The sequence below is a fragment of the Bradyrhizobium sp. WBAH42 genome, assembly GCF_024585265.1.
In the GTDB taxonomy this organism is placed as follows: Bacteria; Pseudomonadota; Alphaproteobacteria; order Rhizobiales; family Xanthobacteraceae; genus Bradyrhizobium.
On sequence record NZ_CP036533.1, the window covers coordinates 7678466 to 7690723 of the forward strand.

The following is a 12258-nucleotide window of genomic DNA, read 5'->3' on the forward strand; positions in this document are numbered from 1 at the left end:
CGCTTCGCGACATGCATCTGAAGAACATCTGGATCATTGCTGCGAAATAGTGGGAGCTCTTCTGGTAGCGGAGCAGACGTGCGGACACCCAATCCGCTGATCGGGGTGACGCTCGGTTGCTCGGTACGCTTGCTGCCACCTTCCTATGAGTGTGATTTGACCGGCCTGAGCGGCGGCCCGGCTCTGGCGAGATATAGTTTGAGGGGAGTTGCGCAACGTTGATTCTGCTCAGTTCGGACGGGCAAAATGTTGTTGCTGATCGCCTCCGGCGTCTCGCCACACCCGTGTATGGCTGGTGACTTGGTAAGCTCTTCGGTCGAAGTCTGTTTACTGGATAGCGGGATGCGTGTTGCGAGCGCAGGTCTGCCGATCGACATACGCTGGCCATTTCTGCTTGGCCAAAAATCGGCCGTCAGGAGGCGAGCGCCCTCCTGGCTGCTCTATAGCGTTTGGGATGACTTGGCCCAGCTCGCGTGCACAGAGCCAAGGCGTTCGGGCTGGGACTATCCCGTGGGTAGGGCAGGTCGGGCGCCGGTCACGTCTCAGCTGATCACACCGGCACTGATGCGCTAGTTCAGCAACACGACCAAGCTGCGATTGAAGTGGAACTCAAGGCGAGATCTTATTTCTTGTGCATCCCGATGAATGCTCTTGGTCAGCTAGTCGTCAGCTAGGCGGCCTATCCAGATAGGCTGCGCACTCTCGACTATTCGGAGATGAAGTATGAAAGGTATTGGCCGAGCTGATCTATCACAGGGTGAGGCGGCGGGAGCGGACAGCGCCGGGGAATTGAGCCGTTCGAGCCTGGGGCCTGGTCTCTTCCCTGGGGAACGCGGTCAATCCTTCGATGCCGTCCTGGAGCGGATGCGCTCTGGGCCTCAAGACAGAACTGCGGCTTCAGATGTGGCGGCGCCAACGCGCAATGAGATCAAGGCAGCAAAGCGAAATTTGGACAGCCTGCTTGAGAAGTTTGAAACTTGCCGTCGAGCGGCCACGCAACGCTGCAACTTGGAACAGGCGCAAGAGCTGATCGATCGAGTGGTCGAAGCAGGCTCGACAGTTCTGGAGTATTACGCGAATCTGCCTGCCAATTTGGCGCGTCGTATCCTGCCCGACGATCAGGCTCGCCGGCTCCGCGACGACACGCTGGATGCGGGCAACCAATGTAACGAAGTGGCCACCCGGATTCTTTACCCACTTGAGAACAAGAGAAAGAAAGCAGAAGCCCTGCTCGACAAGGTCAAAGACACCGCTTCGCCCGACCAGCTGAGCCGCGTCGTTGCGGGCGTCGCGAACCAGTATGTTGCCTGCATGGACTGCTGGGGAAAGAAGGCGCTGCGCTTCGAGCGGATGCAGTCAGTCTGTGCGGCTACCGCCCACTTGCCAAGCAGCACGCCTGAGATGCGCAAGGCCGAAGAGGCCCAACTCAGGCTCAATACGGGCTGGGCGCTCAATACCGGGTGCATGTATCTGCAATCGCGGATCGCTCTAGCGCGACTCTTGATTGAGTCGCGAGCGAGCACGTTAGCACCTGACGTGCGAGCCGCCCTCATGGACGAGAGCGGGCAGGTGCGTCTGCTCGGGACCTTTGTTGATGATGTTTTTCCGGCATTTATTTCGACGGGCGAGGCCGTTCGCGGAGGAGCGGTGCTCGACGCCGAGCACCGCGCCGTTCTGGAAGGCGTCATGGAACGGCTTTCGGAATTTGCATCCCAACTGAGGGGCATGCTTGACGCCCTGAGGGAGGCTGGAACGGAAGCTGACCTTGCTTTGCAGTTGCTGGGCGAGATCGTGGACAGTGCTTGGGTGACGGCGAACGACGTCATGCGGCTGCTGGCATTGCAGCCAAAGACGGAAGTGACGATTGAACCGCCGGCTTGGGCTGCGCTGCCAGAAAACACTGCGCTGGGGGGTGAAGGCACTCCAGTACGCAGAAAGGGCAAAGCAAGGCGCGGAGCAGCCGCGGGCGAGGGGAGTTCGACGGCCAGCCCGCCCGCTCCACTCGCCTGGCCCGATGCCGCCGGGGCCGCGACGGGCAAGGTCATCGTGCTCTCGGATCTCGGTACGAAGAAACTCGCCACGCCGGAGGAGGCAGCTGCGTCATCCGCTGCGACCGATCACCTCCAGATGTGGCAGGCTCCGCCCTCCAGGAAAGCACTGCCGGGATTACTTGAGCGATTGGACGAGCTGCTGCAGTTCGATCTGCGGGCACAGCAAAGCGCCGTCTCGCAAGCGCGCCAGATGAAGCCCGAGGACGCCGAACATGTCCTGAATCGCGTGATCAAGCGCTTGCAGACGCAGTCCTCCGAGATTGAGGCCTGTGTAGTCGCGCTGGAGGAGCCTCGCCGACGGGGCCTGCTCACGGCTGCGCAGGTGCCCGAAGTGCACGAAAAGATAGTCCGGCTTCAAAGGATGGGGTCCGAGGTTCAGGGGCAGGCAAAGTCATTGAGCGCGCGAAAGGCAGCAATCACGAGCGATTGCATGAAGACCTATGCGTTTCCATCACAGAAATACCTTGTACAGTTACGGGCAGCGGGGGAACTGGCGTCAGTGGATCCACCTCGCGCCTTGAAGGGAGAGCCAGGGACGCTGTTCGAAATCAAGCTACAGCCCATGGCGCTGAGCAATGGCGCGACGCCAAGGCCGATGTGGGTACACATCCATACCAAGCGGCCGGTACATGCCTGGCAATTGGCAACGCTGGGCGATCGCGAATTCGCCGCTTGCCACGTGAAGTCTGACGAGCAGCGCGGCTACAATCAGCACTGGCAGAACGCTCGAGCCGCCGAGGGGCACGAGAACGTCGTGATCCACCGCGGCAAGCTCACTCCTGCGTTCTGTAGGTCCTTGTTGAGCACCGCCGCTGGCCAGCCGTGGCAGCCCCTTCCCGACCCCGAGCACGCTTCAGCTCAGATGGCTCGACTGGGGATCTAGTGAGCTGGTTGTCTTGCGCCGGTGAGCCGTTCGGCGTCAGAGTTCATGCCTTTCGGACCGGCTCGGCGGATCGCCTGAGCTGCGCCGAGCCTCGTCGGGGTCCAGCTTACACAAGGATGGAGCCCGGGAGAGAACACTGCTTACGGGAGGGTTATCGGCTGGCGATCCGGACGATGGTCGGTCGTCGCACAAGCAAGCTGCCATTTCCTGCGGTGGCGAACTTCGGCGCTCAGGCGAGAAGCTGGGCCGCTGACGATTGCAGGCGGGAAAGATACCTGATGCCGGCGGCGATACGCCCGGATGTCACAGTGCTTTCACCTGCCTGCCCGCGGCGAACTGGCGCGCAAACTCTGCCCGCGAGCTTCAACCGACCGCGGATGGTCTGGATGTACGGGAGCTGAGCGTCCCGGCCGCTTTGACGAATCAAATCGGGCGGCGCACAACAACGCGGCCTATTTGCCGCTCTTGCATTAGGCTACGACGGCCCCAGCATCGCGCCTCCTTGGCCCCCAAAAGATGCTGGGGCTTGTCGTTGTTCATTGAGCGCTCGAGTAAGTCGGAGCTTCTTCGTTTCAACTGCAATGGCGAGGCGCGGAGGCAATTTCAGTAGACCGGCGTATGGTCAGTCATTTCCCTGGTTTTTCAGTCGCCCACGAGCTTAGCAACGTTGGCATCGGCGGGAAGAGCAGGCTCTCGCTCGATCAGCTTTGGGCAATTGAGTGATGGCCACGAGCTCACGACCGCAATCGGTATGACGGATCTGCCCGATCTCTTACAGCTCGATGCCGTGCGCCCTAAGCACCCGGTGCATCACCTCGATTTTGATCTCGCGGGCGATCTCGTTGACGATTTGAGGTCCGATTATCCGCTCGGCGTCAGCATCGCCCGCAAGACTCACTTCGGCGAGCCGTTGGTTCAGCCGAATTTGAAACTCCTCGCCCATCGCATCGATGAGCCGATCGTCCATTGCTGCGTGCTCTTCGGGGGCAATGCGCCTCAGCACCGATTCCCAAGGTTGCCAGCGCGTCGCTAGATAGTCCGCAAAACCTATCCTTTCCTGCTGCCGCACCGTTGCCAGGGCCCTCTCAACGTCGTCGCGGGTGACGCCAGAGACGGAAAAAAAGCGCATGTCGGGGGCGACGTGTCGCAGCTCCAGTGGATCGCGCAATTGGGTCTGGTAGGCGAGATAGACTTCGGTCTCGTCGACCGGTCTGGAGTGACGAAGGACATTGACCTCCTGGCGCGCTATTCCGTCTAGCGCCTCCAACCGGAACATGACGCGCGCATGCTGGAGCAACTCGGCGAGCCGATCGTCGTACAGGCCGTCCTCGATGTCGGCGTTCAGACGTGCAGTCTGCATCCCGTTCCAGGCCAAAGTGATCCGATCCTGACAGCTCGCGCATGCATCGGAGGCCAACTGGAAAAACAACTCCCGCAGTCGAGGCCTTGCCGCTGCCTGCCGCAGATCCTCGACCACGGCTTGCCGGAATTCGCTATTGCCGTAGTTCACGGTGCCGGCAAGCCGGTCGAGGAAACGAGCGTAGTCCCGCACGCCAGGCTCGTCGGCGAAGCTTTGCCATGTTGCGATCATGGCTAGGTCGTGCCCAAACCAGTTTGCGACAACCTCGTGCAGCGGCCGGGGCGTAGGTTCCATTGTGTCTTCGCTCAAGGAGAAAAGGATTCGCGGGCCGGCATAGTCCGCAGCACTCCTTGCTCTCAGTAGATTGCTCTGAACCCCCTCCTGCAGCGGATTGTCAGTCAAATCGAGGGCCGCATCGCTGGCTAGCTGCAGAAGGCTCGCCGGTACGTCCGTCAGCCGATTATTGCTAACATCAAGTACTTCGAGGGAAGCGGGGAGTTCCGGCAGCCGGACCAGTTGATTGTCGCTGGCCGTTAACAATTCGATCGCCGACGGGAGCGGCTCAGGCAGTTCGGTCAGCTGATTGGAATCGAGAACCAGGCTTTCAATGCTGGCTGGAAGATCGGGCAGGCTGGTAAGCTGGTTGCTTGGCGCGACAAGATCCCGGAGCGTTGACGGAAGCGCGGGCAGATTGGCCAGTTGATTGTCACCGGCGTCCAGGTTCTGAAGCCCGGCTGGAAGGTCAGGCAAGCTGGTCAGCTGGTTGCCTGCAGCATGGAGCTCCTCAATCGTTGCTGGAAGAGCGGGCAGGATGGTCAATTGATTATTATCGACGACCAGGCTCCGCAGCCCGGCTGGAAGATCGGGCAAGCTGGTCAGGTGGTTGCTTGCACCGTAGAGCTCCTCAAGCGTTGTTGGAAGAGCAGGCAGACTGGTCAATTGATTATTCTCGACGACCAGGCTCCGCAGCCCGGCTGGAAGCGCAGGCAAGCTGGTTAGGTGGTTGCTGTAAGCGCTGAGTTCCCGAAGGGTTGCCGGCAGGGCAGGCAGACTTGTCAGTGAGTTTTCGCCGATGATCAGGGACCGGAGCCGGGATGGCAGGTCGGCCGGCAGGCTGGTCAGCAGATTGCGCGCTGCATTGAGCACGCGGAGGCCCTCAGGAAGTGCAGGCAAGCTCGCCAATTGATTGTCTCTCGCGGTAAAGACCTGAAGCTCGGGCGGGAGGGCAGCGGACAATGCGGTCAGGGAGAGGGAGGAGAGATTTAGCGCCGCACTACCATTCGACAAAGCTCTCGTTTGGGTAATGGCGGTTTGGCGGTTCTCGTCTTCGTCTTGCCCCTCATCAGCCGCCCGCGCGTCCACAACCTGGCCCTGCGGCCCTGCCGCAGTGGGAGCGGACGGCCGCGCGTCCGTCAAAGCCTCATCCCAATGCGCCGCAACGGGAGTGTTCTGAGGCCTCGGATTGGGACGCTTCGGAGCCGGAAACTGAGAAAAAGCCGTCGCTGTCAAGCTGCGTCTGATCTGTATTCATTGTTGTCGCCCCCTATGCAAAATGAAGAAAATGCGCTGGAGCGCCGCCTCCACAAAGCCACTCTTTCATTGTGAGGATATCCAAGAAGAAGCGGGCAATCATGGAGCGCGGCCCAACCTGGAGGGCCGAACATGCTGGTCGATTCGGCGCACCAAAGACGGCGAGATGCCCGCACGGATCTAATCCTCGAAAGGCTTGCCATCTTGAGGGGGATCGGCTGCTTCTCCTCTTCCAGGTTGAGCTGATCAAGGTCGAGCCTTGTTGTCTGGTTCGAGGTGTTTTCAACCTAGGACATTGAGCTGTCGAGAAGCTGACTAGTCTCATCGCTAGAGCCCTTGCAGCTGTGCTAGATGCCTGCTGCCAATGGCTGAGATGAGTTCAGCCGAAATGCGCTCATCGTCACCCTCGCCTCTTCGCTCCTCGCCTGACTAGTCTTACAGGATCGGGAAAGGGCCTGCGTCGACGCATATCGCGGCCAATGGCACGTTCTGGCCCGGAATGTCGTCGTGCTCGGTGCCTAACATGCCCCGCGGTCGACTGCGTCGAAGCCTTGCCTTGTGGCCTGCAGCGCAGCCGAACCAGAGAATTGGTAAGCGGCTTTCGCGGTCCTCTCTCTTGGTGACGAACAATTACGCGACCAATTGTGACGCAAGTGCGTTCGGACACATGTGTCGACACCATGCAACCGACTGTGGCCTGATCCGGACGATACGACTCAGATTCAACAACACTCTCTTGTCGGGTGCTCCCGGAAATGCACGGACGCAGGCACGCCGAGCGTTCGATCATAAAGCGGGTCTGCAGGTGCCGAGCGAGTAGACAGAGCGATACGGTGATGCCCGAACTCATCCGTTCGGTCGATAGATCTGATCGAGAAAATCAATTTTACGATTTGGAGCGTCGTCATATAGACCGTCGAGAGCGGCTGGGGCTAACCTAAGGAAGCGATGTCTCGAATGAAAAAATCTGTGTTAGTGACCGCGAGCGCACTCGCGCTTGCAACGGCGGTGGTGCCTCCTTTTGCTGCAAACGTTGCCGCGCAGCCGGTTGCGGCAAGTGCTCCGGTAGCCGATACATCATATCCCGAGTGCGTGGATGACCCGTTAAATGGTATCTGTGATTTGTTCTTCTGCTTGACCGATCCCTCGTGCGTTCGGCACTGACAACGGAAAACATGTCAAGCAGAGAATGAGGATCGAGCCTCGTGCGGCCGCTGCTCCGACAGCGGTCGCATCCTCATGCCGTCCGGTTGGGCTGGCAGATGGTACAAGCCGCGCCTTCTTGTTCTCTAGATGACCAAAGTGACGCCTTCGTTACACACTTGTTGATGTCCGCCAATCCGTAACGTCGTATCGGCGAAGATTGCGTAAACGGCACAAGTTATTCAGACGGCCATGCTGGGTTCGGACAGGAGCCCCTGATCAATGTAAAGCTGCTCCAATCTTCAGGATAGATTGTTCTTCCGTGCTATGCTCCGATAGCCGTCCCGGCGCGATGTTTCGCATTTCGGACATCATAGATGTCATCCTTAGCTGTTCGGGTATGGCTAGGGTAACGGTCGTGGCGCTACGGACGTCCGTCTATGGTCGGAATTGAGTGGCGCCGTTTCCGGCATCATAAACATGGCACAGAGCGCGGCTGCGCCCGCGAAAAGCATGTACCAGGCGGGCACGAGTGCACTTCCGGTAAGGTGGATGAGCCAGGTGACGATCGGTTGAGCTGTGCCTCCAAAAATCGCTATCGCAAAAGCGTAGATTGTCGCGAAGGCGCCACCACGAATGTGCCTGGGCAAACCTTCGGCCATGCTCACGTAGAAGGCGCTATATGAAATCGTTCCGATCAGGGTGAGGACGCCGAGACCTCCTAGAAGTGCGAAGGCACTGCGGCTCTCTGCAATCCACAAGAATACCGGATACGTCATGAGCAGTGCAGCGACTTGCGGCCATATCATGATACGTCGACGGCCTACGCGGTCGGCGAGCAGGCCGCCCAGCAGTGCTGCAGCAATGCCCACCGTGTTGCTGATGAGCGTAGTACCAAAGGCGAGAGGCGCGGAAACGCGGAGGGTGTTCAACGCGTAAGTGGTCATATATCCGGTAACATAAGTAGTGATCGTGCAGCCGGCCAAGATGACGAATCCCAGGCTCATGATGCGGCGATCGGGAGGCGATCGCCCCACAGGCTGGGTGACCCGAACCGGCGCCTCGGGGCAGTGCAGCGTTTCGGGCAGGGCGCTCCGCAACCAAAGTCCAAACGGCAACGTAGCGGCGCCGAGCAACAGCGCGATGCGCCATCCGTACGCATTGAGCGCCTCGCTTGTCATGGTGAGCGAGAGTATCTCTCCAACCAACGCTCCGGCCGTCGCAGCTAGCTGTTGGCTCGCGGGCTGAAAAGAGACAGCAAGCCCCCGGGCTTCGGTGGGGGCTGCTTCCATCAAGTAGGCGGTCGTCGGACCGACCTCACCTCCGAGAGCAAAGCCTTGCAGCAAGCGTGCCACGATAGCTAGTGACGGAGCGGCGAGTCCTATTGTCTCGTACGATGGCATGAGAGCCAATAACAGGACCGCAGCGCTCATCATGGCAAAGCTGGCGGTCATCGCGGGGCGGCGACCGGCCCGATCCGAATACGAGCCGAGCACGATGGCCCCGATCGGCCTGGTCACAAAACCTGCGCCGAAGGTTCCGAGTGACAGCATGAGGCTGGCGAACTGGTCGGTTGCCGGGAAAAAAGCCTGACCGATCTGTATTGCGAAAAAGCTATACGTCCCGAAGTCGTAGAATTCGAGAATATTGCCGATGGTTGCGCCCAACACCGCGCGGCGTGTCAAGCGTCCGTCTGCCGGACCGAGGAGGGGCTCCGGCCTCTCTCGAGTAGATTGCCTCGCCATCCCTTAACCTAATCTGCAGCGCGATGGCTAGCCCGAACATTTCGACCAGACGCGCAAAGTTGCATTCCATTTGCCCGAGCTCGTCCTCAGGGACCGCCTGTCCACGTGCAAGCTGAAGCGCGCAACGGCGAACCTCATCGTAACGTCCGCAATAAAAATGCCCGCCTTTCGCGGCCCACTTAATTCTTGTCTGATCGCTGGCCTTGCCGGTGCGACAAATATGAAAGCCTGCTGCAGTTGTCGGGCGCCGCAGACATTGCGCTGCTGTGGAGAGTTTGCGACAAATTGGCGGACGCTGAACACGATTGGCGATGTCTCGCGCCATTTCAGCCGATTCCACTTGCTTTCGCTCCTGAAGCAGTCAGCGTGCCACGCCCTTCGTCGCCAAGGCGCTTGCCGCCGCACAGCGCGCCTGCGGCGGTCGTTCGCGCGGCGGACAAGATCCACCAGTCATCGGTGCTCCATCTTTGCGTCGCGGCCGGGGTCGCCGGCGAAGAGAGCGAACGCCTGCTCGCGAGACGCTCGCGCCTGGCGACCATCAAGGCCCGCGTCGTCCGTCAGAAGCTGCATTCGGCGCCGCTCGCCCGCGCATCTTGGCTATCTCCTGCGCGAGGGCGTCACCCGAGAGGCCCCGGCTATTCGGCCCCGACGCCAAGATCCCGATCCCAAGTCGCTCCGTGAGCGTTGTTTCGGCGGCGACGTCGCTACCGCGCGCTACGAATTGCGACGAGTTTCCATATTCAGGACACGAGCGAATTCTCTTTTCAACACCCTGACACGAGCGCCAACTGCCTGACGCAGAGCGTCACTAGAAGCCGTGGCATAGTTGGCGTGTCGTATTGCCTGGCCTGAGCATGTATCTTCCGCTTGACCGATGTAGCTCCGGCCTGCCAGGCCTAGGTTGCATCATGGGTGCGAAGGATCGGAGGCGGGGACCTCGCGGAATGCCCATCACAGCAGCGGCAGGCGCAGTCCCGGTATCATCCGCACCGCCGCACCTTCGGCCCGTACGCGGGATGATTGTCGGCTGCTTTGCGTCTGGGCGACTTCGTTCTTCATCCATCAGGTGAACACGTCACCCCGCGCTTACCGGAATCTCACGTGGGTCCCGCTTTCGTCTGTTCTCGAGGTGGCGCGGCTATCGGCGCCATTCTGGTTAGCGGCCCCGAGCATGGGCGCGAAGCGGCAGCCAGAACGACTGATCGCGGGCAGCGGGCGAACTAGAGATGGTCGGTGCAAGACTGGGTCTGGCTGCGGTCCGCATCACCTGGACCTCCTAACCATCTTTACGGCGAAGTGCGCAATGCACGACGCAGACCCGCGCCCCGTTGCGAGCCCAAGCGGAATGAGACTTGGCTCGGAGATGATCGCATCTGACGTGGCAGATGCGGCCGCAGATTTATCTCCTTCTTCGACCTTTGTCAGCTTCTCGAAAGCCAGCCTCTTTAACTTCCGAACTTGGCCTCTCGATGACGAAGCCACCCATCTCTGAATTCGTGACGAACTCAGCTCATTCCCTGGGGGAGATCTTCAAGAGGCCTTTGTTCTCATAACAGGAAGGAGAGCTTTATGGATCCGAACCCGATCGATAATGCCCATTCACCAGAATCGCCGACGGCGCACGTCTGGACACAGGAAGATCATGATTTGTTCAGTCAGGTCATGAATGAAGCTGGACCATCATCATCTGCTGCACCTGAGGAAGCGGTAGATGTCTCATTCGCCGTTCCACAGAGGTTTTCACACGGTTCGCAAATCGCCCCTGACGCGATGGTTGATAGGCTATTCCATCACGGTCTCTTGCCGGACGCGGACCAGCGGACGATGACTTATGAAATCCTAGGTCACCGCTACACGGCCGGTTTGGATGAGTCCAATCGTGTTCGCCTTGTTCTTAACCCTGCGGAGGACCAAGTGGTTGGGGCCGGCCGGGCGGGGGTACCGGACTTCGGAGCCTTCTTCACGGAGAACCGGCGTTTCGGAACGCCGCTACCACGGCAATGGGCGACACCTGCCCTAATGGACAAGCTGCGCCAAGAGGGTTTTATGCCGACCGCAGATAACTCCACCACAATCCTACTTAACGGACGGGCCTACAAAGCCGAATTAGCCGAAGGAGGGTTCGTTAGGCTTACACGGGAGACAACCGGGCGGTGAACCGATCGCGCGGGGCTGGATGACTGCGATCACTTCGGTTGTCCTTAGCTGGAGAGACATTCGCCCCATAGTAGATTATTCGCGCCGCCAGTGGGTACGCATCCTCGGGCCACTGGCAGCCCACGAGATGAACGGTCATCCCGGCCGTTTCGTCTCGTGGCGGCGGCCTGTCAATCCCACCCCGCCATATTGCCCCGGTATTGTCTCATCTGAGGATGTTAGTTTCGCTTGATCGATGTAGGTCCGGCTAACGTCAGTCCGGGATTGCACCATGCTGCGCAGGATCGGAAGTTACTGGAGTGGCGGAATGCCCATCACACGCGGCCAGCGCCGCAGCTTTAGCCGTGCCGGATGATCGTCTCGGCTGCTTTGCCTGAGCGATCCCAACAAACTCTGCAGGATGGTGTGGTGCAGGCGGATCTGTTCGGGGCGTTGCTTCGCGAGGCGACTGAGGATTGCATGCGCGGTCAAACCGGGCTCGGCCGCAAGCCAGCGCTCGAAGTCGGCTGGGTCCGCGCAAGTTGGGTAGCGAAACCGGTGACCTGGAGGGGGTACTCGGAAAACGACGTAGGCCCCGCCGATGCGAGCCTAGATAGCCTTGGCAGACGGGCGAGGTATTCTCAAGGAGCTGGCAGCAAAGGTCGCGTAGCCGCAACCACTGTCGCAAGTGGCTTCGCGTAGCGGTGGGATCGCGTGAGCGTATTTATCGGTCGGGAGTCCGGCCATTTGGCTACCAGATCTGGGCGTTGGCAAGCAGTACCTTCGCAGTAGGATCACGGCAAAGAGCGCATGAACATAGGTTTGCGCAAACAGCTTCGAAACGCGGAAAAGAACGCCATGGCGAACATCAATCTCAGCTCCCAATCCATTGCAGGTGCACGCGCCGGACAGCGAGCCATCACCGCCCTGAGAGTCATCAAATGGAGAGTGCTGGCCCCGAGACGTCGAGGTTTCCAGATGACACGCGGAATGAAGCCGATGGCGCGGATGGTCGCAGCAACAAGGCGCGCGCTCGCCATGTACGATCTCGACCGGTGCTGCGCAATCTGGTGGCTCTATCGTCTCCATTTCGGATTCACCGGCGACGCGATGTTGGGGCTCGCCGCGGTCTCGGTTGCCCAGGAAAGATCGCGCTGCGGAATTTAGAAATCGTGCATCGAGCGCATCCCAGCTCGGTTGCAATGGCGTGCTCAATCGGCTTTGATGCGAGCTCCGTCCGAGCCAAGAGATCGAGCTGTTATTAGTGCAACGAGCTTTTTGGTGGACGAGCTTTGGTTCGGGGGCAGAGTTGGGCTCGCCTTGTCCAAGGCGGGTGATATGCAATCGTAGCAACCGGGTGTATAGCGTCAATCGCAACATACCAATCCTCGGCTTCAGTTGCGCGCCGAG

At 59.8% G+C, this 12258-nt stretch carries 5 protein-coding genes; 3 read left to right on the plus strand and 2 right to left on the minus strand.

Translation table 11 applies throughout. The features are described 5' to 3' along the window. Positions 1–723 precede the first annotated feature (723 nt). Positions 724–2934: a hypothetical protein gene (locus DCG74_RS36150; RefSeq protein WP_172789396.1), complete on the plus strand. Its 2211-nt coding sequence runs from the start codon at positions 724–726 to the stop codon at positions 2932–2934. Positions 2935–3706: 772 nt separating this feature from the next. On the opposite strand, the gene DCG74_RS36155 is transcribed toward DCG74_RS36150, so the two are convergent. Together DCG74_RS36155 and DCG74_RS36160 are read right to left on the minus strand one after the other, a co-directional pair. Beyond that, complete coding sequence (locus DCG74_RS36155; protein WP_246709083.1) at positions 3707–5710, minus strand: NEL-type E3 ubiquitin ligase domain-containing protein; 2004 nt, start codon at positions 5708–5710, stop codon at positions 3707–3709. Between the two features lie 1661 nt (positions 5711–7371). Further along, a complete protein-coding gene (locus tag DCG74_RS36160) occupies positions 7372–8712 on the minus strand; it encodes an MFS transporter (protein WP_172789397.1) in 1341 nt (446 codons plus the stop codon). Positions 8713–10281: 1569 nt separating this feature from the next. Between DCG74_RS36160 and DCG74_RS36165 the strand changes: the two genes are divergently transcribed. Together DCG74_RS36165 and DCG74_RS36170 are read left to right on the plus strand one after the other, a co-directional pair. Then, the gene (locus DCG74_RS36165) at positions 10282–10869 is read left to right on the plus strand and encodes a hypothetical protein (protein ID WP_172789398.1); all 588 of its coding nucleotides are present in this window, start codon (positions 10282–10284) and stop codon (positions 10867–10869) included. A gap of 789 nt (positions 10870–11658) precedes the next feature. Beyond that, complete coding sequence (locus DCG74_RS36170) at positions 11659–12015, plus strand: hypothetical protein (RefSeq protein WP_246709084.1); 357 nt, start codon at positions 11659–11661, stop codon at positions 12013–12015. Positions 12016–12258 lie beyond the last annotated feature (243 nt).

Coding starts and splice junctions, on each gene's coding strand:
- DCG74_RS36150 (WP_172789396.1), top strand. CDS start 724: ATGAAAGGTATTGGCCGAGCTGATCTATCACAGGGTGAGGCGGCGGGA.
- DCG74_RS36170 (WP_246709084.1), top strand. CDS start 11,659: ATGAACATAGGTTTGCGCAAACAGCTTCGAAACGCGGAAAAGAACGCC.
- DCG74_RS36165 (WP_172789398.1), top strand. CDS start 10,282: ATGGATCCGAACCCGATCGATAATGCCCATTCACCAGAATCGCCGACG.
- DCG74_RS36160 (WP_172789397.1), bottom strand. CDS start 8,712: ATGGCGAGGCAATCTACTCGAGAGAGGCCGGAGCCCCTCCTCGGTCCG.